The organism is Neorhizobium galegae (assembly GCF_021391675.1).
Taxonomy (GTDB): domain Bacteria; phylum Pseudomonadota; class Alphaproteobacteria; order Rhizobiales; family Rhizobiaceae; genus Neorhizobium; species Neorhizobium galegae_B.
The window spans coordinates 993236-1015439 of the sequence record NZ_CP090095.1 but is presented as its reverse complement, the minus strand read 5'-3'; the positions used below and the strand labels follow the sequence as shown (position 1 = coordinate 1015439).

The following is a 22204-nucleotide window of genomic DNA, read 5'->3' as shown; positions in this document are numbered from 1 at the left end:
AACGTCGTTTGGGTCACCTATCCTCTTCCCCCAAGCGGAGAGGGGATTAAGGTGAGGGGCAACGGAGACCTCGGAGAACCAATGTCCGAAACCCCAACGCAAAATTCGATCACCTCGCACTCGGCGGAAGAGCCGATCGAGGGCCTGCCGGCCGGCTTCGGTGAAGGTATCACCGGGCGGATCGCCTTCTGGATCGCCTTTGCCTTTACCCTCTTTCAGCTCTGGACCGCCGCCTATGGCACGCTTGCGAGCCAAGTCGTCCGCGCCATGCATGTGGGCTTCCTGTTGCTGCTCGGCTTCGTGCTGATCGGCAATCTCGTCGCCAAGACGAAAGCCGGCAAGATCTGGTTCTGGGCGCTCGGCATCGTCGGTTTTCTCACCGGCATCTACAATTGGGTGTTTTATACCGACCTCATCCAGCGCAGCGGGTTCCTGACGATACCGGACCTCATCATCGGAGCCGTCCTCATCGTGCTGGTCTTCGAAGCGGCGCGGCGGCTGATGGGCCTGCCGCTGACGATCATCGCCGCCATATTCCTCGCCTACTGCTTTTTCGGGCAATACGCCCCAGGCCCGTTCATCCATCGCGGCTATGATTTCGAGCAGATCATCGAGAATTTCGCCTACGGCACGGAAGGCATCTACGGCACGCCGATCTACGTCTCGGCGGCCTATATCTTCATCTTCGTGGTCTTTGCGGCGTTTCTGGAACGCGCCGGCATGCTGGCGCTGTTCAACGATTTCGCGCTCGGCCTCGTCGGAACCTGGCGCGGCGGGCCGGCGCAGGTCTGCGTCATGTCCTCGGCGCTGATGGGTACGATTTCCGGCTCCGGCGTCGCCAATGTCGTCGCCTCCGGCCAGTTCACCATTCCGCTGATGAAGCGCTTCGGTTTCCGCTCGGCCTTTGCGGGCGGCGTCGAGGCGACCTCGTCCATGGGCGGGCAGATCATGCCGCCGGTCATGGGCGCCGTCGCCTTCATCATGGCCGAGACGCTCAACGTTTCCTATGCGGAGATCGTCAAGGCGGCGATCATCCCCGCCGTTCTCTATTTCGGCGTCTGCTTCTGGATGGTGTTCCTGGAGGCGGGCAAGGCCGGCCTCAAGGGCATGAACAAGGCCGACCTGCCGAACCCCTGGGCGGCCGTCAGGGAGCACTGGCCGCTGATCCTGCCGCTCGCTGCCCTCGTCTACCTGCTGTTTGCCGGTTACACGCCGATCTTCGCCGGTACGATGGGGCTGGCGCTGGTCATCGTGCTGATCCTCGGCATGCCGCTTGCCGCAAGCATCGGCCCGCTTGCCTTCCGTCTCGTCTTCTGGGTCGTGCTCGGCATCGCCGCCGCCTCGTTCCTGCGCTACGGGGTCAATTTCCTGGCGATCGTCATCCTCGCCCTGATCGTTGGCTGCATCTTCGTCAAGGGCGGGCGCGAGACGCTGGCGATCTGCCGTGACGCGATGGCCGAGGGCGCCAAGAACGCATTGCCTGTCGGCATCGCCTGCGCCATCGTCGGCATCGTGATCGGCACGCTGACGCTGACCGGGATCGCTTCGACCTTTGTCGGCGCCATCATCCGGGTCGGCGAGCACAACCTGTTCCTGTCGCTGGTCTTGACGATGATCACCTGCCTGATCCTCGGCATGGGCATTCCGACGATCCCGAACTACATCATCACCTCGTCGCTTGCCGGCCCTGCCCTTCTGGAACTCGGCGTGCCGCTGATCGTCAGCCACATGTTCGTCTTCTATTTCGGCATCATGGCCGACCTGACGCCGCCCGTCGCACTCGCAGCCTTCGCGGCAGCACCGATGGCGAAGACCTCGGGGCTGAAGATCGGCGTGGAGGCGACCAAGCTCGCGACCGCCGGTTTCGTCGTGCCGTTCATGGCCGTCTACACGCCGGCGCTGATGCTGCAGGATCCGGGTGCGATCGCCGCGGCTTGGGGTTATCCGGTCGAGGTCGCCTATGTCTTCCTCAAGGCGTGCTTCGGCATCGCGCTCTGGGGCACGGCGGTGGTCGGCTTCCTGTTCGCCCGCATGGCAACGTGGGAGCGCCTGCTTGCGTTCGTCGCCGGTGCCAGCCTCGTGATGGCGCTTCCCTGGACCGACGAACTCGGCTGGACCCTCGGCGTCATCGTCGTCGCGCAGCATTGGTGGCGCAACCGCAACGCGCCGGCCGCACCGGCACTGACTTGAGCGCCGGGCGATGAGCCTCTGCATCCTGGCGGGCGGCAAAGTGACGGCGCTCGCCATCTCGGCATTCACGCTCTCCTGGACGCATTCGGTGCAGAAGACGGAATGGCGCGAGACCTGGTCCGTAACGCCGGCCGGGCTGGAGCTTCGTCAGGCGGAGGTCAAAGGGTCCGGCGCCGGCATGGAGCCCGGCGCGGACGCGGTGCTGAAGGACAGCTGGTGGGTTTGGGCGCCGAAACTGCCGCCACAGGAACGCATTTCGCTGGCGGCTTCGGGCATGACGCCGAGTGGGTGGAGGCTGTGTCATACGGATGGATGTGTGGAGCTTGGGGCGACGGCTAGGGATGAGGTCACTTTGAGCGGGTGCCCCTAACGCTCTCGACCAAATCCGAGGGCTCCACTATATTGTCCATATGGACAAGGATCTGGTCATCGCCAAGCTGAGGGAGCATGAGGACGAGCTGCGCGCCGCGGGCGCGGAGCATGTGTCGATCTTTGGCTCCGTGGCCAGGGGGGAAGCGACTGCGGAATCCGACCTCGATATTCTTGTCAGGCTGACCGACCCCGTGATCAAATCCGGTCTCGGATATTTCAGTGCTCTAGCGATCCTGCAAGAGCGCATCACCGAAATTACGGGCTACGAAAACGTTGATGTGATCGCCGAACCGATTCAAAAAGAGAACGTGCGGCGCTCCATAGAACGGGATCGCGCCATTGCCTTCTAAACGCCCTCTGACGCGGATGCGCGATATCGTCGAAAATGGGCGGCAATCCTTGAATATACCACTGGCATGGATTTTCGGGCATATGCGGGAAATCGATTGGTCCGTGACGCAGTCGAACGATGTTTTTCACGTGTTTCCGAAGCGGCTGTCAAACTCAGCTCATTGGCCGAAGAGCTGTTCCCCGCGCATAACTGGCTCGCCATTCGAAATCTCGGCAACGTTCTACGCCACGACTACAAAGGCGTTCTGGACTCGGTGATTTGGACGACCATCGTCGAGCGTCTCCCTCCCCTCCTCATTGAACTCGAAACATTCCTGGCGCAGTATCCGGCCGAACAGGAAACGCTTTAGCGAGTACCCATGTCCTTCTTCCCCGGAATAGACCCGGTCGCCGGTGACGCCTTTGCCTGTGATGCGATCGAGAACCTGATCATCCCGCGCACCAGCGATATCGGCGGGTTTTCCGTGCGGCGCGCTTTGCCGAGCCGGCAGAGAAGACTGGTGGGACCTTTCATCTTCTTCGACCGGATGGGACCGGCGCTGCTGCGCGCCGACGAGGCGCTGGACGTCAAGCCGCATCCGCATATCGGGCTATCCACCGTCACCTACCTGTTCGACGGCGAGATCAAGCATCGCGACAGCCTCGGCACCGAACTGGTCATCCGGCCGGGCGACATCAACCTGATGACCGCCGGCCGCGGTATCGTGCATTCGGAGCGCACGCCCGAAAACCTGCGCGGCCATCCGATGTCGGTCTCCGGACTGCAGACCTGGCTGGCACTGCCGGACGACAAGGAGGAGATCGATCCGACCTTCTCGCACACGGGCAAGGAAAAAATGCCGGTCATCGACGCGGACGGCGCGAGCGGCCGGGTGGTCATCGGCGCTTTCGAGGGCCTCGGCTCGCCCGTCTCGACCTTCACCGACACGCTCTATGTCGATCTCCGCCTCGAGGCCGGCAAGCGCTTCCCGTTTGCAGCGGCGCATGAGGAACGGGCGATCTACATTCTCTCCGGCGAACTGGTCGTTTCCGGTGACCGGTTCGCAGCCGACCAGCTTCTCGTCTTCCGTCCGGGCGACAACATCACGCTCGAAGCCGGCGCTCCGGGCTGCCATCTGATGCTGTTCGGCGGCGCGGCGCTGAATTCGAAGCGCTATATCTGGTGGAACTTCGTTTCCTCCTCCAAGGAGCGCATCGAAAAGGCGAAAGATGAGTGGCGAACCGGCCGTTTCGACATCGTGCCCGGGGACGAGGAGGAGTTTGTCCCCTTGCCCGTAGCCTGAAATCGGGTAGAACCGCGGGTCATGCAACTTGAAAAAGCCTGCTTTCTTCTCATCTTGGGGAGGAACACGCTTCCGGAAAAGAGCAGAAAAGGCCGTTATTCGTGACATCAACTCCCGCCACGCCATTGCTCGACAAGGTCATGCTTCCTGCCGATCTTCGCGAGATCGAAGATCGCGACCTGACGCAGCTTGCCCGCGAATTGCGCGACGAGATGATCGATGCGGTGTCGCGGACCGGCGGCCATCTCGGCGCCGGCCTCGGCGTCGTGGAACTGACGATCGCCATCCACAAGGTATTCAACACGCCGGACGACAGGCTGATCTTCGACGTCGGCCACCAGTGTTATCCGCACAAGATCCTGACCGGCCGGCGTGACCGCATTCGCACGCTGCGCCAGGAGGACGGGCTTTCCGGCTTCACCCGCCGGGCCGAGAGCGAATACGATCCGTTCGGTGCTGCCCATTCCTCCACCTCGATCTCTGCCGGCCTCGGCATGGCGGTGGCGGCAGATCTTTCCGGCTCGAAGCGCAATGTGATCGCGGTCATCGGCGACGGCGCGATGTCGGCCGGCATGGCCTATGAGGCGCTGAACAATGCCGGCGCGCTCGATGCCCGGCTGATCGTCATCCTCAACGACAACGACATGTCGATCGCCCCGCCGACCGGCGCGATGAGCGCCTATCTGGCGCGTCTCGCCTCCGGCCGCACCTATATGGGCTTTCGCGATCTCGGCAAGAAGCTGACCGCCTATCTCGGCAAGAATGTCGACCGGGCGATCACCCGCGCCGTCGAGCATGCGCGCGGATACGTCACCGGCGGGACGATGTTCGAGGAGATGGGTTTCTACCATATCGGCCCGATCGATGGTCATTCCTTCGACCACCTTCTGCCGGTGCTGCGCAATGTGCGCGACAATGCCCGCGGCCCGGTGCTGATCCATGTGGTGACGCAGAAAGGCAAGGGTTACGCGCCTGCGGAAGCCGCCGCCGACAAGTACCACGGCGTCAACAAGTTCGACGTCATCACCGGCGCACAGGCAAAATCGAAGCCGAACGCACCGAGCTATACCAGCGTGTTCGGCGAGGCGCTGGTTCAGGAAGCAGCACTCGACGACAAGATCGTCGGCGTCACCGCCGCGATGCCGAACGGCACGGGCATCGACAAGCTGGCGGATGTCTTCCCGGCCCGCACCTTCGATGTCGGCATTGCCGAACAGCATGCGGTGACGTTTGCGGCAGGCCTTGCGGCGGAGGGCTACAAGCCTTTCTGCGCTCTCTATTCGACCTTCCTGCAGCGGGGTTACGACCAGGTCGTCCACGACGTGGCGATCCAGGGACTGCCGGTCCGCTTCCCGATCGATCGCGCCGGCCTCGTCGGCGCCGACGGGCCGACCCATGCGGGATCGTTCGATACGACCTTCCTCGCCACCCTGCCGGGCATGGTGGTGATGGCTGCCGCCGACGAGGCGGAGCTGAAGCACATGGTGCGCACCGCCGCTGCCTATGACGAAGGCCCGATCTCCTTCCGTTATCCGCGCGGTGAGGGCGTTGGGGTCGAGCTGCCGGAACGCGGCCAGATCCTCGAAATCGGCAAGGGCCGGGTGGTCAAGCAGGGCGCCAAGGTGGCGTTGCTCTCGTTCGGCACGCGCCTCAAGGAATGTGTGCTTGCAGCCGAGGATCTCGACGCCGCCGGTCTTTCGACGACGGTTGCGGATGCGCGTTTCGCCAAGCCGCTGGACCAGGATCTGATCCGCCAGCTCGCCCGTAATCACGAAGTGCTCATCACCATCGAGGAAGGGGCGGTCGGCGGATTCGGCAGTCATGTGCTGCAGTTCCTCGCGACCGAGGGCCTGCTCGACAACGGCCTGAAAATCCGCTCGCTGGTGCTGCCGGACATCTGGATGCAGCAGGCGAGCCCGGATGCGATGTATGCCAAGGCCGGCCTCGACCGCGCCGGCATCGTTTCGACCGTCTTCAGGACGCTCGGCCAGCCGCAGATCGGCGTCGGTTTTGCCGGCTGAGCCCGACCGCCGGGCTCTCCCGGGCTAGAAGCCGAGGCGGCTCAAGGGCCCGATGATCTTGCGATAGAGCATCGGCGGAGTGAACTCCCGCAGCACGTCACGGCGGATTTCGGCATAGTCCTTCTTGTCTGCCGAATTCGGACGCGGCTTGAAGAGCGTCGAATGCGACTTGCGGGATTCGTCCCAGGTCGCCGTGTAATAATAGAGAGCGATCGAGTCCCTCGACTTGTCCTCCGGATGGTTCACGACGCTGGGATTGCCATGGAAAGAGTCCGACGTGGTCGAGAATGTGACCATGCGGTTGAACAGCGGGGTGAAACTGTGCACCTTGCCCTTCATCTCCTTGTCCCAGATCTCGAATGAGCCACCCCACTCCTCCCGCCAGCCCTTGTTGAGATAGATCAGCGTGTTGAGACGGCGCTCGACCTTCATCTTGGAGTGAAGATTGAAATCCGCGTGGATATCGAGATGCCCGCCGTTGGCAGTCTCATGGACGCCGGCGCCAAAAAAGAACGGGTCGGGGATCAATCCCTCGATGCCGGTCATCTCCTCCAGGAACAGGATGAAAGGGCGCGAATTCAGCGCGTAGAACAGGTTCTTGGTGTAGGTCGGAAGCCGCTCCGGAGCATAGGAGACCTTCTTGTTCTCCTGCGCTCTCGCAAACGTCGTCTCCTTTTCCGGGCGGTTCCCGAGGTCGGTCAGGACGTTTTCCAGAACTTGCTCGGGCAGGAAATTGTCGATGCAGATATGCGGATAGGGCGATGCCGATTGGTAAGCCTCGGCATAATTCCTGGCCATCGATCGAGCAGCATCAACATCTGCCAGAAGAGTATCCGGATCAATGGGATATACTAACTGCGCCATTACACTCCCCCAAACTATACTTTGGTCAGAGTGTCATGTTTTTTGGAAGGCGCAAGCATGCCAAAAGCCCATACTTCGAAAGCATTAGTTGCCAGAGGGATTCCAAATCAAGCCATTCATTTTAAAAATTCTTATTTTAAATCAATAACTTCAATTGACGGCGCCTTGCACCCCGGCACCCCTTTTCCAAGGCAAGGCTCCGAAGCAGTATCCTTCTACGTCGAATGAAGTAATGGGTCCATCGAGGGCGCTGTCTCTAGCTCCGCTCGCCCTCGATCACCATGTCGAACTGCACGACGTTGGAATAGATCGGCGTGCCGACGTCCATGGCGTAGCGCGAGCGGTAGATCTTGCCGCTGACGTTGAAGCCTATCTTTCGGCCGCTCCAGGAGGTCAGCTTCACATCAAAGATTTCGGCTGAGCTATGCCCCTTGGCGGTCAGCGTGCCGGTGATGCGGGCGCTGTCCGGGCCGGTCTGCTCGACCCGTTCCGACCGGAACGAGATCGTCTCGAACCGAGAGGAATCGAAGACGGCGCCGGAGCGCAGGAAAGCATCGATGCGATCCTGGCCGGTGCTGACGCTTTCCGGCTTCAGGTCGAAATTCACCATGGAATGCGCGAGATCGCCGGCTTTCAGGTTGAACGTGCCCGAAAACTTGCCGAATTTGCCCTTGATGCCGCCGCCGCCGACCTGATCCACGGCAAAGGCGATGCGGGAGCCGGGCGTGATGGCATAACGCCCGGCCGCGTCCGTGAGGCTCGGGACATCGACCGCGGAGAAGCTGGCCTGCGGAAGCGACATGGTGAGCAGCATTGCTGCGATGACGGTTGACTTGCGGGTCATGGTCCCGGCTCCTCGATTGACGTTTTGACAGGGCGGTACCGGCTGCCGAGCATGCGGGTGAGCACGTCGTCGTGCCTGACATAGTGGTGGTAGAGTGCGGCGGCGGAATGCAGGAAGACGAGCGCCAGCGTGGAATAGGCGAGAACCGCATGGACGGTCGTCCACCACACCTCGGCGGCTTCCGACTTCGGCACCGGAAGATGCGGAATGACGACGAGGTTGAACGCGAAGGTCGGAATTTCGAGCGGCGATACGGAGGCGACCATCCAGCCGGCCACCGGTACAGCCACCGCCAAGGCCAGCAGCAGGTAGTGCATCCCATGTGCCGAGCGACGTTCCAGGGCGCCCAGACCTTCCACGGGCCTCACCCGCGCGACGGTCAGCGAACGGACAAGCCTCACGGCGGCCAGAAGGAGAGCCAGCATGCCGAAGGACTTGTGCCACTGAAAGAGCGCGAACTGCAGGGCGGGGTCGATCGATCGGCGGGTCATGACAAAGCCGAGCACCAGCAGGCCGAGGATCAGCACCGCGATCAGCCAGTGCAGAGCAATCGCGACAAGATCATAGCCATCGGCGGAGCGACGCGGCATGGAATGTGTCCGGAATTCTTCGGCAATTCACAAGCGGAAACATCGTACTTTTTAAGCCGAGCGGCAAGCGCCGTCGCGATCACGCTCATTCAATATTATTGAATAGAGATTTGTGCCGCCGTTACTGGTCGGCGGCCGTCAGGAACAGGATGTTCAGATCCTTCTCCGGGTAGAAATCGTCAGCAGTCATCTCGAAGGTCGTCGGGCCGATCTTCTTCACGCCGTTGCCGCAGAAGCTGACGTAGTCCTGCGCCCTGCCCTTGTCGATCGTCAGCTTGAACTTGCCGATCGAGCCGCCCCAGTTGGCGCCGGTGGTGAGGATGTACGACACCCATTGCTCGGTGTAGTTCGGGCCGCTTTTCCCAGCCGCGGCTTCGAGCTTTGCGGCCGTCTTCATGAAGGCGGCGTCGATACAGTAGCGCTCCGTATAGTCCTTATAGTTCGTCGCCGGCTTGCCCTGATCGATGAAGGTCATGGCAACCGTGCCACCGACGCTCGGCTTGTAGCGGTGGCTGACGCGGACCGGTTTGCCGGCCGGGAATTTCGTCTTCCACCAATAGACCGAGCGGAGCGTCCAGGCCGGCGTCAGATCCTCCTGCCAGCCCTTGCCGGCGTCGTAACGGTTGATGAACACCAGCCCCTCGGCGATCCATGCCGTCTTCACATCCTCGGGCAGGGCCTTGAGTGCGGCGAGCGTCCTGTCGCTATAGGGCAGAAGCGGAATGTTGCGCGCCAGGAGTTCGTCGGTGCGGTCGATGCCGGCCGCCAGCACCCGCTGCTGCAGCTCCGGCTTGATCTGCCGGCTGTCCTGCACGACCGAGAAGCCGAGGAAGTTGTCGCTGTCGGTATCGTCGAGCGCGATATTGCTGTCCATGCTGCCGGTGATATCCGGCATCGGGAAGGCGATGACGCTTTCGGCGTCCTTGTCGCTGGTATTCTTGAAGACGTAGTCGACCAGCACTTCCTCACGGGAAATGTAGAGCTGCTCCTCGGCCATGGTGACGTCGGAGGTCTGGACGTAGATCAGCCCGCCCGTCTTCAGCTCCGCCATGGAATCGTTGGCGAAAGCCGGAGGCGCGAGGGCCAGCAATCCAACGATCAGCATTCTCCCCCGCATGCCCGCCCCCTGTGCCATCATGGCGTCAAGATAGACCGGATTGGCCCCGCCGAAAAGGCGGGGCAGTCAACCTTGTCCGACGGTCAGAATTCCGACCAGTCTTCCTTGGCCGCCGTCGCCGCGCCCCCCGGCCGCCGGCGCTGCGAGGGGCGTTGGCGCGCTGGGCATGGACGGGCGATCCGGCCGACCGAGTGTCGTTGGGGTATCGAGACGCCCGATGCGTCTGGTTGCCGCCGCCGCCGGCCGTTTGTCCGGCAAGCCTGAACTGGCCGATCAGATCGCGCAGCTTGACGCTTTCCAACGCAAGGTTCGTACTGGCGGCGTTCGATTCCTCGACCATGGCGGCGTTGCGCTGTGTCACCTGGTCCATCTGGTTGACGGCGGTGTTGACCTCCGCAAGTCCGGTTGATTGCTCCTTCGCCGAGATGGCGATGGAATTCATATGCGCGTTGATAGTGATGATGTGATTCTCGATCGCCTTGAGAGCTTCGCCGGTTCCGCCGACCAATCTGACGCCGCTTTCAACTTCGCCCGTGGAAGTCTGGATAAGGGCCTTGATTTCCTTGGCGGCCTTGGCGGAGCGCTGCGCCAATTCCCGGACTTCCTGGGCAACCACGGCAAAGCCCTTGCCCGCCTCGCCGGCACGTGCGGCCTCGACACCGGCATTCAGGGCCAGCAGGTTGGTCTGGAAGGCGATCTCGTCGATGACACCGATGATATTGGAGATCTGCTTGGACGATTCTTCGATGCGGCTCATCGCCTGGACGGCCTGCGACATCACCTCACCCGAGCTGCGGGCACTGTCATTGGCCTGCTTGGCCGCCTGCTGCGCCTCCTCGGCCCGTTTGGAGGAATTGCCGACATTGGCGGTGATCTGGTCCAGCGCGGCCGCTGTCTCTTCCAGAGATGCCGCCTGCTGTTCGGTACGCTTGGAAAGATCGTTGGCGCTCGAGGCGATTTCCTGGGTGCCGTTATCAATCGCGCCGGCGGCGTCGGCGACAGAGGAAAGGGTCTGCGAGAGCTGCAAAGCGGCGGTGTTGAAATCGCTGCAGAGAGACGTGAAGTCCTCAGAGACGGTTTCGGTGATCCTGTAGCTGAGATCGCCTGAGGCGAGATGCTTCAATGCGCTGGCAAATGCGCTCGTGGCCTGCAACAGCTGGCCCCGAGCCTCTTCCGCAGCCGCCTTGCCGAGCGCGATACGCTGCCGCTCGTTGCTGTGGCGCTGCTCTTCTGCCTCCGCCATGAGTCTCTGGTTATCGATCGCCGCCAGGCGAAACACTTCGACCGCCGCAGCCATCGCGCCGATCTCGTCGCCGCGGCCCGCAAAGGGGATTTCGTTGGCGCAATTGCCCTCGGCCAGCTCCTTCATCGAGGCGGTGATCTTCTCGACGGGAGAGGCGATACCGGTCAGCGCATAGAAGCCGGCGCCGAACAGGATCAGAAAGCAGATACCGGTCATGGCATAGCTGGTGGTGACGGTCGTTGCGAAGAAGTCCTGGCTCTCCTTGTAGGCGTCATCCACCTTGGAGAGATCGTAGTCCAGCATCGCCGTGATCGGCAACCTGGCCAGTTCGATCTGCGGCAGCAGTTCCTCGTTCAGGATCCGTGCGCCCTCCTCTTGGCCTTCTGCCCCGGACAGTTTCAGCATTTTCTTGCCCGGCACGTCGTAGGCGGCAATCGCTTTTTCGACATTCGCAAGCAGTTCCTTGCCCTTGGCGGTGACGACCGAGGGCCGCACGCGCTCGATCGAATCGTGCAGATCCTTCTGCCGGTCCGCCATGAACTGGTCGGCTTCCTTGATCGCTTTCGGCGTTTCGGCGATCACCCGGCGAGCAAAGGCAAAATTGAGGCGCGGGAGGGCGAGGCGGATATCCTGGGATGCGATGAGCTTGGGGACGCGATTGGTGACGATCTGCGTCGATTCTTCATTCATCTTGGTGATGCCACTGGTTGTGACCCAGGCAGACACGACGAACAGCACGCCGATGATCGTGAAGAGGGTGACCAGGGCGATCTTTATGCTAGGGCGGGACATGCGGTATCACTTTCCTCTGGCAGGACAACCCAGACGACCGACATGGGCTTCTGGTTGGACTGAAGCTCGTTGCGAAGATTCATACGCGAGGCGCATGCAAAGATGCGCGCTATAGGGGTAAAGATGGACCCCGCAATTTTAATATTATCTAATTTAAAACATAGCAATATTCACCACTCAGGATTGATAAGGCTTTCGGTATGCCAATTTATGCGCGTCTTGCCGCAATGTTCGAGCGGCGCACCGCCTGACAACCGCGTCCACGGCTTCGCAACATGAAAAAAGGCCCCGGAACCGGGGCCTTGCTGCGTCGATCGATGGTTGATCGGGGATATTAGAATTCCGACCACTCTTCCTTCACGGCCGCAGCGCTCGCCGCCTTGCCGGAAAAGGCGCGGGCGACGGTGGAACGGAGGGCATTTGCCGGCGATGCCACCGGACGGGCTGCCGACGGCGCCGCAACCGGACGCGAAATCCGGGCCGCCGGTGTGCCCCCGAAGTTGAACTGCCTCAGCAGGGCATCGAGCGCCTGGGCTTCCTGGGCAAGCTTGTGGCTTGCCGCGTTCTGCTCTTCGACCATGGCGGCGTTCTGCTGCGTGCCCTGGTCCATTGCGTTGACCGAGGTGTTGATCTCCTGGAGGCCGGTCGACTGCTCGCGGGTGGAGATGACGATGGCGGAGAGATGCTGGTTGATCTGCTGCACTTCACCGACGATCGCCTCCAGCGCCTGGCCGGTCTCGCCGACCAGCGTGACGCCCGCATCCACCTGCTGGCTGGAGGTGGTGATCAACGCCTTGATCTCCTTTGCCGCATTGGCGGAACGCTGAGCGAGCTCGCGAACTTCCTGTGCGACGACCGCGAAACCCTTGCCCGCCTCGCCGGCGCGGGCCGCCTCGACGCCTGCATTGAGCGCGAGCAGGTTGGTCTGGAAGGCGATGTCGTCGATGACCGAGATGATATTGCTGATCTCGCCGGACGACTTCGAGATCTGCTCCATGGCGGAGACCGCCCGGCGGACCACCTCGCCCGATTTCTCGGCGCCGATGCGGGTCCGCTCGACGCGCTGGCCGACATCTTCTGCACGGCGGGCCGATTCCTTCACCGTCGTCGTCACCTGTTCGAGCGCGGCGGCTGTCTCTTCGACGGCTGCGGCCTGCTGTTCGGTGCGACGGCCGAGATCGTCGGCCGCGGAGCGGATTTCACCCGCGCCGGAGCTGATCGCCGAGGCGTTCTCGCCGACCGCCTGGAGGGCTGCCTGCAGCCGGCCGAGCGCCTGGTTGAAGTCGGTGCGCAGCCGGTCGAGATTGCCGGAGAAGGGCTTTTCGATGCGGTAGGCGACATCGCCATCGGCAAGGCTTGCAAGCCCCGTGGCAAGCGCGTCGATCGCAAACTCGAGATTGGCGGCTTCGCGGGCCTTCTGGGCGTCGTTGTCGAGGCGTTCGCGCTCGCTGGTGTCGCGCAAGATATCGGCATCGCGGGCCAGGCGCTGCTTTTCGATGGCCGCATCCTTGAAGACCGTGACGGCCTTGGCCATCCGGCCGACTTCGTCGCCGCGTTCGAGAGCGGGGACCTGGATGTCATGATTGCCGCCTGCAAGGCTGGTCATGGCGTCCGTCATGCCGACGATCGGCTTGACGATGACGCGCGACAGGGCCAGCACCAGGGCAACCGCAATCAGGCCGGCAATGCCGCCGCCCATCAGAAGCGTCAGCAGCAGATCGGTGTGGGCGCGGGTCTGGGCATTGACCATGGCGGTCGACAGGTCGAAAGCCTGCTTCTTGATCTTGGCGGCAGCCTCGCGGAAGACGTCGAGCTGGCCCTTCGACTGGTTGCGACCGATCTCGATGACTTCGTCGATCGGCTTGCCGGTGTTCTTGCGCGCATCGAGCTGCGGAACGGTCAGCTGGGTGTGGAACACATCGGCTGCGGCCCGCATCGCATCGAGCGAAGTCAGCATATCCGGCATACCGACGGCGACCTTCTTGGCGGCGTCAATCGCCGCGATCATCTTCTCGCGGTTGTTGAAGACGTCGGCATATGTGCTGTCGCTCTTGAAGAGCAGGAAGCCGCGCTGATTGACGGCTTGTTCCAGCATGGCTTCGAGCGCTGCGTCCACATGCATCAGGATGGTCTGGGAGACGACCTGCTGCGCGGAAGAGCGGCTCGACTTCAAGGCCTGCCAATAAACGCCGGCGGATGCCAGCAGGCAGACCGACATCAACGCCGCAAAGGTGATGATCAGCTTCTTGTTCAGGGATAGGTTTTTAAGCGACATCAGTGGCTTCCGCTCTCAGTTGAAACAGTATTGGATATCTCCTCCAGCCTGGAGAGAATCCCAACATGATTAAAATTTGATTGAATGCGGCCGGGAGTTTTCATGGGTCAAGCCCCTTGCAAGCCAGGCGATAGGCAGGCATTGACTGCACCCATGTCCTCAACTCCCGAAAACCAACGCCTCGACCAGCTTCTCGTCTCGCTCAATCTCGTCGCGAGCCGAGCCCGTGCGCGCGACGCGATCTCCCGCGGCACCGTCACGGTCAACGGCCGTGTCGTCACCAAGCCGAGCCTCACCTTCCCGCTCGACGCGAAACTCACCATCGACGACCCGGCGCAGGATTACGTGTCCCGCGCGGCGCTGAAGCTCGTCGCGGCGCTCGATCACTTCAAGCTCGACCCGGCCGGCCATGACTGTCTCGACATCGGCGCCTCGACCGGCGGCTTTACCGAAGTGCTGATCATGCGCGGCGCAGAGCATGTCACCTCGATCGACGTCGGCCACGGGCAGATGCACCCGCGGCTGATCGCCGAGCCGCGGGTCACCAATATCGAGGGCCTCAACGCCCGATATCTGACCGCCGAGGATTACGACGACCGCGAGATCACCTTCATCGTCTCGGACGTCTCGTTCATTTCGCTGAAGCTGGCGCTGGCGCCGGCGCTGGATCTTGCCGAGCCCGGCGCGCATTGCGTGCTGCTGGTCAAGCCGCAATTCGAGGCGGGACGCGATGCGATCAGCAAGGCCGGGCTGTTGAAGGAGCCGGAGACGGCACCCCAGGTCGCTGCCGAACTCGAACGCTGGCTCGTCGAAGAAATGGGCTGGGCGAGCCTCGGGCTGATCCCCTCCCCGATCGCCGGCGGCGACGGCAACCAGGAATACCTGCTCGCAGGCGTGAAGCCCGGGGAACCGTCATGAGCACGGTCACCGTCACGATCAACCGTCTCGGCGCGCAGGGCCACGGCATCGCCAATGGCGAAGACGGCCCGGTCTATGTGCCCTACGCTCTTCCGGGCGAAACGCTGGCGATCGCCCGCAACGGCGACCACGGCACGGTGATGTCGACTTCCAACCCGTCGCCGGACCGGGTTACCCCGCCCTGCCGCCACTTCGGGCCTGACAGCGACGCCTGCGGCGGCTGTTCGCTGCAGCATCTGGCCGACGCGCCCTACCACGCCTTCAAGCGCAATCTCGTCGTCGAGGCTCTGAAATCCAAGGGCCTGACGCCTGAAGTGGGCGAACTGGTCATCGCGCATCCCGGCGAACGGCGGCGGGTGGTATTTTCCGCCCGCAGGACGGAAAAGGAATTGCTGCTCGGCTTCAACCGCGCCGAGACCAACCATATCGTCTCGATCGTCGAATGTCCGATCGCCTCGCCCGGCATCGTTGCCCGGCTCGAGGCGATCCGCGCGGTGGGCAAGGCACTGGCGACTGGCTCCGATACGTTCCGGATCGCGGTTCTGGAAACGCTTGCCGGCCTCGACCTTGCCGCGGAAGGGTTGAAGCCGCTCGACGACAAGCAGCGGCGCCTGGTCACCGAGACGGTGCTGGCGCTGAAAAACATCGCGCGGGTTTCTGCCAATGGCGAGATCGTCATCGAATTGCAGAAGCCGCTGGTGGATTTCGGCGGCGTCAAGGTTTCCCCGCCGCCCGGCGCCTTTACCCAGGCGACGAAACCGGCGGAAGACGCGATGGCCGAACTGGTGCTTTCGCATGTGGGCAAGGCCAAGCGGGTTATCGACCTGTTTGCCGGCTCCGGCACATTTTCCCTCCGGCTCGCCCGCATCGCCAAGGTGCATGCGGTCGAAGGTGACGAGAAGTCGGTCAAGGCGCTCGATCACGCCGCCCGCAACACGCAGGGGCTGAAGCCGGTATCGGTTGAGAAGCGCGACCTCTTCCGCCGGCCGATGATGGTGTCCGAACTGAAGAACTACGACGCCGTCGTCTTCGATCCGCCGCGCGCCGGTGCGGAAGTCCAGATGAAGGAGCTTGTCCGATCCGGCGTGAAGACGGTCGTGGCGGTGAGCTGCAACCCGCTGACGCTCGCCCGCGACCTCAGAATTCTTGTCGACGGCGGATACCAGATCAAGGCCGTCACCCCGATCGACCAGTTCCTCTGGTCGCCGCATGTGGAGGCTGTGGCACTGCTGCAGAAGTAACGGCGCTTCGCACGTCGGAAACAATTCTGAGTTGCATTCGATTTGTTTGCATCAATAAGTTAAAATGCCATCCTTTCGATGCAACCATCAGCCGCGAATAACGAGTGGCGATGGTCTTCGAAGGAGGGCAATCATGACAGAATTCGCAATGCATGGACACGGCGTCCGAGGCATGCACTGGGAGACGCTTCAGTCTCTGACCGGGCATGGGGATCCCGGCAAATTCGGGCGGATGTTTCCAAAACTGGATCCGCTCAATGTCGACGACGATATCCTGATCGAACTCGCCCGCGCGATGAAGGAGCCGGGGAATCCGGGCGAAAACCCCGATCCCGCGGGTGATAACAGACACATCCCGGCAGGCTTTACCTATTTCGGCCAATTCGTCGATCACGACATCACGCTCGACACGACGCCGCTCGATCAGCAGAAGGCTGATCCCCTGGCTACCAGGAATTTCAGAAGTCCGGCACTCGATCTCGATTCACTCTACGGAGATGGCCCGGGCATCCATCCCTATCTTTACCAGCGCGATCCGGTCAGTTTCAGGATCACACCGAAGCTGCTGGTCGGGCATGCGGCGGAATCCGGCGACAATTCACCGACCAATCCCACCGGGAAAATCCCGTCCCTGCCGAACGACCTGCCGCGCAACCAGGTCGGCCACGCATTGATCTTCGACGAGCGAAACGACGAAAATCTTCTCGTCGCGCAGACACACCTGCTGATGATCAAGTTCCACAATGCCGTCGTCGAGTGGGTCAAGGAAAAACAACCCGGCCTGGATGGAACCGCGCTTTTCAAGGAGGCGCGGCGCATCGTCACCTGGCACTATCAGTGGATCGTGCTGTTCGACTTCGTCGAAAGGCTGACCGAGCCGGGGCTCGTCCGCAAGATCAAGGATGCCGGCCGTCGTTACTACCGGTTCGTCGAGACGCCCTATATGCCCGCGGAGTTCGCGGCGGCGGCCTACCGTCTCGGCCATTCGATGGTGCGCGAGACGTACAGCCACAATCACGTCTTTCATCCCGGTCCCGGCGCGATTGCCAATGGTACGCTTCCCTTGCTTTTCTTCTTCACCGGCAAGTCGGGCAAGATCGTCGGCGAACTGGATCCCGACCCTTTGGACTTCCCGCTCAATCCGCAGGTCGCTCTTCCGTCGAACTGGGCCATCGACTGGCGGCGGTTCTTCGACATCGAAGGAACCGGCAGTGCCGATTTTTCCTTCAACTTCTCCCGGCGGCTGGATCCATTCATCACGCCTTCGCTTCATGAACTTCCGGGCCTTCGGGAGGATCCGACCGAGACTGAAAGGCGCGAAGCCAATCTGGCCTTCCGCAACCTGCGGCGCGGCGTGCAGATCGGCCTGCCATCCGGCCAGGATGTCTGTCGGGCGATGGGTCTCACGCCGATGACGCCCGAGCAGGTCGCCAAGGGCCAGGACGGCAAAGTTGCGGAACGGCACGGGCTGCATATCAAGACGCCGCTCTGGTACTACGTGCTCAAGGAGGCGCAGCACTACCATCAGGGCGAACGCCTGGGGCCGATGGCCTCGACGATCGTCGCTGAGACGTTCCTCGGCCTCGTGCACGGGGACCACGAGTCGTTCCTGTGGCTGCGCTCCAACTGGAAGCCGGAACTGCCCGGCGCCACGGCCGGCCACTTCACCATGGCCGACCTGATACGCTTCGTGGGGGATATCAACCCGATCGGCTGAATAGTGGATAACGGCCTGGCGGGTGACCGCCGGGCCTCTTACCGATCCAGATCGAGCGTGCCGCTGCCGACCACGCCGGAGCAGCGGCAACGGCCGCCGACGCGGCCAGGTTCGGCGTTGCAGACATAGGGACGACGGCGATCCACGCTCGGCGGCGGGGAGACGACGCAGACATAACGCTGCGGGCGGGGACGATCTCTATCGCGGTCACGATCGCGATCCCCGTCACGATATCGGTCGCGATCATCCTCACGGCGGATGATGACGCCGTTCGGGCCAATGGTGACGGAGGGGCTCTGGGCGAGTTGCAGCGGCTGGCTCTGCAATGGGAATGCCAGCATCTCGGCCTGCGCCGGCGCTATTCCCAGAAGCAATACGCACAAGCACGACCAGAAACGATACGACATTCTTTCCTCCCAAATTGTGGAGGCAATCTAGCGCCGAAGCTGCGTCAAAAGAAGACGGGAGCAAAGTTTCCCAAGGGACACCGTTAACGTCGCATGAAGGCCTCGAAGGCCGCGCGCGCCTCTGCACTTTTGAGCTGGGCGGAGAAATGCACGAGTTCCTCATCCATGCGGGCGAGCACCGCGTCGCGCGGTCCGCGCACCAGGTCGCGGGCGATCTTCAGGGCCTGCGGCGGTTTGGTGGCAAGACTTGCGGCAAGCGCCAGCGTTTCGGCTTCGACAGCCTGCGGCTCCGCGATCTTCCAGATCAGCCCGGCATCGAGCGCCGCCTGCGCGGAAAATCCCTCACCCGCCACCAGCATGGCAAATGCGCGCTGGTGGCCGATGACTTTCGGCGCCAGCAGGCTGGAAGCGGCTTCCGGCACCAGCGCCAGGTCTACGAAGGGCGTCTTGAACAGGCTGCGGGCGGAGGCGACCGTCATGTCGCAATGCATGTTCAAGGTGGTGCCGATGCCGATCGCCAGGCCATCGACGCCCGAGACCAGCGGTTTTTCGGCAAGCGCCAAGGCCTTGATGAAAACGGCGGCGGCAGGGGCCTCCTTCGATCCGGACATGGCATAGGCGAGGAAATCGCCCATGTCGTTGCCGGCGGAGAAGCAGCCTTCGGTGCCCAGGAAGGCGACGGCACGTACGGTGTCGTCGCGGTTCGCCTCTTCGAGCGCGGCGGTCATGCGGTTGTACATGGCCGAGGTGATGGCGTTCTTCTTTTCCGGCCGGTTGAAGCGGATCACCATGACGCCCGGCTGGGCCTCGGGGCGCTCGACGAGGATGTGGGTCTCGCTCACGGATGTCTCCTTCAGGCCAGGATCGCGCGGGCGGCTTCAAGGCTCGCGGCGCCCGAAATGACGCGGTCCTTGAGGGCCGAGGTTTCGGCCAGCAGGTTCTCGGCCATGAAGCGGCAGAGCGCGACGCGCTTTTCCGGGCCGCCATTGTCGGCGGCGACGAGCGCACCCTTGGCGAGGTAGCAGCCGGTCAGCACCAGACCGAACAGGCGCTGATAGGGCGTCGCACCGGCGAGCGCATCGGCAGTCTTGCCGGCGGCCTGGGTTTCCAGGAGCCAGCCGGTGGCGGTTTCGAGAGCGGCGATGGCGGCGCGCAGGCGGTCTCCCGTCTCGCCGAATGCCGTATCGTCGGAGGCCGAGACCTTGTCGGCGATCTCCTTCAGCTCACTGACAAAGCCGCGCACCTGGTCGCCGGAGGAGAGCGGCAGCTTGCGGGTCACGAGGTCGATCGCCTGGATGCCGTTGGTGCCCTCGTAGATCGGCGCGATGCGGGCGTCGCGCAGGTAGCGGGCAGCGCCCGTCTCCTCGATAAAGCCCATGCCGCCATGCACCTGGATGCCGAGCGACGCAACGTCGACGCCGACATCGGTCGCGAAGGACTTGGCGATGGGGGTCAGCAGCGCTGCACGTTCGGTCCAGCGGCGGGCCTCATCGCCTTCGGTATGGTGCGACATGTCGGTCGCGTGGGCGCAGGTGTAGCAGATGGCGCGAGCGCCTTGGGTCAGTGCCTTCATGGTGATCAGCGTGCGGGCGATGTCCGGATGGTCGATGATCGGGCTCATGCCCTCCCCAGACCAGCCGGGCGCCTTGCCCTGGGTGCGTTCCCTGGCAAAGGCGACCGCCTTCTGGGTGGCGGCTTCGGCAATCGCCACGCCCTGCATGCCGACCGCCAGGCGCGCATTGTTCATCATCGTGAACATGCAGGCGAGGCCCTTGTTCTCCTCGCCGATCAGCCAGCCGATCGCGCCCTTGTCCTCCTCGTTGCCGGGAGAATATTTGCCGTCGCCATAGATCATCGTGCAGGTCGGCGAACCGTGGATGCCGAGCTTGTGTTCGATCGAATGGCAGAAGACGTCGTTGCGCGCCTCCAGCGATCCGTCGTCGCCCACCAGGAATTTCGGGACCAGGAAAAGCGAGATGCCGCGGGTGCCGGCAGGCGCATCGGGAAGCCGCGCCAACACCAGATGGATGATGTTGTCGGCGGCGTCGTGCTCGCCCCAGGTGATGAAGATCTTCTGGCCGAAAATGCGGTAGGTGCCGTCGTCGCTGCGCTCCGCGCGGGTCTTCAGGACGCCGAGATCGGAGCCGGCATGCGGCTCGGTCAGGTTCATGGTGCCGGTCCATTCGCCGGAGACCATCTTTGCGAGGTATTTTTCCTTGAGCGCCTCGCTGCCGTGGGCGACCAGCGCTTCGATGGCGCCCATGGTGAGCGTCGGGGCCAGCGCGAAGGCCATGGAGGCGGAATTCCACATTTCGAGCGCGGCGACGTTGAGCATATGCGGCAGGTTCTGGCCGCCATAGGCTTCCGGCGCGGTCAGGCCGTTCCAGCCGCCCTCGCGCCAGTGACGATAGAGTTCCGGCCAGCCGTCCGGCGTTTTCACCTTGCCGTCGGTCAGGCGGGCGCCCTGTTTGTCGCCGATCTCGCCGAGCGGCGCCATTTCGTTACCGGCAAACCGTCCCGCCTCTTCCAGGATCGCCTCGACCAGATCGGCGCTCAAGTCGCCGAACCTGCCGATCTCCAGGGCGTCCGAAAGGCCCGCCACGTGATTCAGGGTGAAGGCGATCTCCTCGACCGGTGCCTTGTACATGATGCTCCTCCTCGTGGGCGCAGACGTAACTGCCGTATTCTAGCCGATTCTGCTCCGTCGGCATTCCTCATATGCTTTTTACGTAAACGTAAATACGGTTGTCAATGTTCGTTCGTCAGGGCTGCCGTGACGAGGTCTTCGTCTTGGTCCGCCAAATAGTCGGCAAGCGCGGCGTCCAGCCATGCCAAAAGGTCCGGATCGTTTCGGTAGGCGGCGGCGCTGGCCGAATGACAAGCCTAAGCTACTTCTTCTGCTTTAGAGAATCTTGTTGAAACGAGCGTTACACAAGAGGTCTATGGAGTGATGCCTATGCTTCCGGATTCCTCGCCCATGTCCCTCATGAACCCCGCTATCCCAGGCCTCGTCTGGGCCTATCGCTTCCATCCGGGATCGGCGCCCTGTACTCGCCTGCCGCTTGATGCGGCGCGTAGCGATCTTGAGATCGCAGACGGCTTCCTCTGGCTGCATCTCAATCTCGCCGATAGCCGCGTCAACGCCTTCCTGGAAAACTTTCCGGGCCTGACGCCGCCGGCCATCACGGCGCTCACCACCCACGACACGCACGCCGCCGTGACGCTCGACGAGCAGCTCGTCTATGGCACGCTGGTCGATTTCCAGCGGGAATTCGACAGCGAGACACGCAATATCGGCTGGCTGCATTTTTTCGTCTCGGACAGGATCATCATCACCACGCGCCTGCAGCCCCTGCGCTCGATCGACCGGGTGCGGGCGGCGATAGAAAAGAACGCCTCGCGTTACAACAAGCCGATCGACGTCTTCGAGACACTGGTTGCCGAGTTCCAGCGCACGCTGATCACGCTGGTGATGGAGCTCACCGAAGAAATGAACATCATCGAGGATTTCGTCTACGACAACACGCCGCGCGACGAACGGCGGCGCCTCGCGCCGATCAGGCGGACGGTGGTCAGGCTGCACCGGCACCTGAGGACCGTGCTGACGCTGCTCAGGCGCGCGGCGGCGATCGATGACGACGAGATGCCGCCCGGTTTCGACGATGCCGCCTCGCGGCTGATCGGCCGGCTGGAGGCGGCGGACCACGATGTCTACGCGCTGCAGGAGCGGGCGCGACTGCTGCACGAGGAAATCGACTCCAAGCTCTCTTCCGAGACCAACCGTCACCTCTACATCCTGTCGCTGATGACCGCCTTCCTGCTGCCGCCGACTTTGGTCACCGGCTTTTTCGGGATGAACACCTCGTCGCTACCCTTCGAGGGAGGTTCCGGCGGGACGGCCTATGCCTTCGGCTTGATCGGCGTTTCGGTGCTTGCCGCCTGGTGGCTGTTGAAGCGCACCGGCATTCTCTGACCGCCG

General features: G+C 62.7%; 19 protein-coding genes. 10 read left to right on the top strand and 9 right to left on the bottom strand.

From position 1 onward, the window contains the following. The first annotated feature begins 81 nt into the window (after positions 1-81). The 6 genes from LZK81_RS04895 to dxs all read left to right on the top strand — a co-directional run bounded on the left by LZK81_RS04895 (position 82) and on the right by dxs (position 6217). Positions 82-2190: a TRAP transporter permease gene (locus LZK81_RS04895; RefSeq protein ID WP_233955367.1), complete on the top strand. Its 2109-nt coding sequence runs from the start codon at positions 82-84 to the stop codon at positions 2188-2190. A gap of 10 nt (positions 2191-2200) precedes the next feature. Further along, on the top strand, positions 2201-2560 hold the full coding sequence (locus LZK81_RS04890; RefSeq protein WP_233955366.1) for a DUF1850 domain-containing protein: 360 nt from the start codon (positions 2201-2203) through the stop codon (positions 2558-2560). 40 nt (positions 2561-2600) lie between these two features. Then, a complete protein-coding gene (locus LZK81_RS04885) occupies positions 2601-2912 on the top strand; it encodes a nucleotidyltransferase family protein (protein ID WP_046625055.1) in 312 nt (103 codons plus the stop codon). Positions 2913-3008: 96 nt separating this feature from the next. Then, positions 3009-3263 carry a DUF86 domain-containing protein gene (locus LZK81_RS04880; RefSeq protein ID WP_233955365.1) on the top strand — a complete coding sequence of 85 codons (255 nt, stop codon included), beginning with the start codon at positions 3009-3011 and terminating at the stop codon, positions 3261-3263. A 9-nt stretch (positions 3264-3272) separates the two neighbouring features. Continuing rightward, positions 3273-4196, top strand: coding sequence for a pirin family protein (locus LZK81_RS04875; protein WP_233955364.1), 924 nt, complete (start codon positions 3273-3275; stop codon positions 4194-4196). Positions 4197-4297: 101 nt separating this feature from the next. Next, positions 4298-6217, top strand: a complete 1920-nt coding sequence (gene dxs / locus LZK81_RS04870) for a 1-deoxy-D-xylulose-5-phosphate synthase (RefSeq protein WP_046611009.1) — start codon at positions 4298-4300, stop codon at positions 6215-6217. Positions 6218-6241: 24 nt separating this feature from the next. On the opposite strand, the gene LZK81_RS04865 is transcribed toward dxs, so the two are convergent. The 6 genes from LZK81_RS04865 to LZK81_RS04840 form a co-directional block, all read right to left on the bottom strand. Beyond that, complete coding sequence (locus tag LZK81_RS04865; RefSeq protein ID WP_046603434.1) at positions 6242-7081, bottom strand: 2OG-Fe(II) oxygenase; 840 nt, start codon at positions 7079-7081, stop codon at positions 6242-6244. Positions 7082-7337: 256 nt separating this feature from the next. After that, positions 7338-7925: a YceI family protein gene (locus tag LZK81_RS04860; protein WP_052753472.1), complete on the bottom strand. Its 588-nt coding sequence runs from the start codon at positions 7923-7925 to the stop codon at positions 7338-7340. Next, positions 7922-8515 (bottom strand): cytochrome b, encoded by a 594-nt coding sequence (locus LZK81_RS04855; protein WP_233955363.1) that lies wholly within the window; start codon positions 8513-8515, stop codon positions 7922-7924. Before LZK81_RS04855 ends, LZK81_RS04860 begins: the two co-directional genes overlap by 4 nt. Before the next feature lie 121 nt (positions 8516-8636). Next, a complete protein-coding gene (locus LZK81_RS04850; protein ID WP_233955362.1) occupies positions 8637-9632 on the bottom strand; it encodes a DUF4424 domain-containing protein in 996 nt (331 codons plus the stop codon). A 25-nt stretch (positions 9633-9657) separates the two neighbouring features. Beyond that, a complete protein-coding gene (locus tag LZK81_RS04845) occupies positions 9658-11667 on the bottom strand; it encodes a HAMP domain-containing methyl-accepting chemotaxis protein (protein ID WP_233955361.1) in 2010 nt (669 codons plus the stop codon). A 334-nt stretch (positions 11668-12001) separates the two neighbouring features. Beyond that, complete coding sequence (locus LZK81_RS04840; protein WP_046625052.1) at positions 12002-13942, bottom strand: methyl-accepting chemotaxis protein; 1941 nt, start codon at positions 13940-13942, stop codon at positions 12002-12004. Positions 13943-14095: 153 nt separating this feature from the next. Between LZK81_RS04840 and LZK81_RS04835 the strand changes: the two genes are divergently transcribed. The 3 genes from LZK81_RS04835 (at position 14096) to LZK81_RS04825 (ending at position 17818) form a co-directional block, all read left to right on the top strand. Next, positions 14096-14860, top strand: a complete 765-nt coding sequence (locus LZK81_RS04835; protein WP_046625051.1) for a TlyA family RNA methyltransferase — start codon at positions 14096-14098, stop codon at positions 14858-14860. Continuing rightward, a complete protein-coding gene (locus tag LZK81_RS04830) occupies positions 14857-16101 on the top strand; it encodes a class I SAM-dependent RNA methyltransferase (RefSeq protein ID WP_046603428.1) in 1245 nt (414 codons plus the stop codon). Before LZK81_RS04835 ends, LZK81_RS04830 begins: the two co-directional genes overlap by 4 nt. 133 nt (positions 16102-16234) lie before the next feature. Next, on the top strand, positions 16235-17818 hold the full coding sequence (locus LZK81_RS04825) for a peroxidase family protein (RefSeq protein WP_046625049.1): 1584 nt from the start codon (positions 16235-16237) through the stop codon (positions 17816-17818). Between the two features lie 38 nt (positions 17819-17856). Here the strand turns inward: LZK81_RS04825 and LZK81_RS04820 are convergent, their stop codons facing one another. The 3 genes from LZK81_RS04820 to LZK81_RS04810 all read right to left on the bottom strand — a co-directional run bounded on the left by LZK81_RS04820 (position 17857) and on the right by LZK81_RS04810 (position 20872). Next, entirely contained in the window at positions 17857-18225 is a 369-nt protein-coding gene (locus LZK81_RS04820; protein ID WP_233955360.1) for a hypothetical protein, read from the bottom strand. Between the two features lie 83 nt (positions 18226-18308). Further along, entirely contained in the window at positions 18309-19016 is a 708-nt protein-coding gene (locus tag LZK81_RS04815) for a crotonase/enoyl-CoA hydratase family protein (RefSeq protein WP_233956471.1), read from the bottom strand. Positions 19017-19078: 62 nt separating this feature from the next. Next, positions 19079-20872: an acyl-CoA dehydrogenase gene (locus tag LZK81_RS04810; RefSeq protein WP_233955359.1), complete on the bottom strand. Its 1794-nt coding sequence runs from the start codon at positions 20870-20872 to the stop codon at positions 19079-19081. A gap of 330 nt (positions 20873-21202) precedes the next feature. On the opposite strand from LZK81_RS04810, the gene LZK81_RS04805 reads away from it, so the two are divergent. Further along, the gene (locus tag LZK81_RS04805) at positions 21203-22198 is read left to right on the top strand and encodes a transporter (protein WP_233955358.1); all 996 of its coding nucleotides are present in this window, start codon (positions 21203-21205) and stop codon (positions 22196-22198) included. Positions 22199-22204 lie beyond the last annotated feature (6 nt).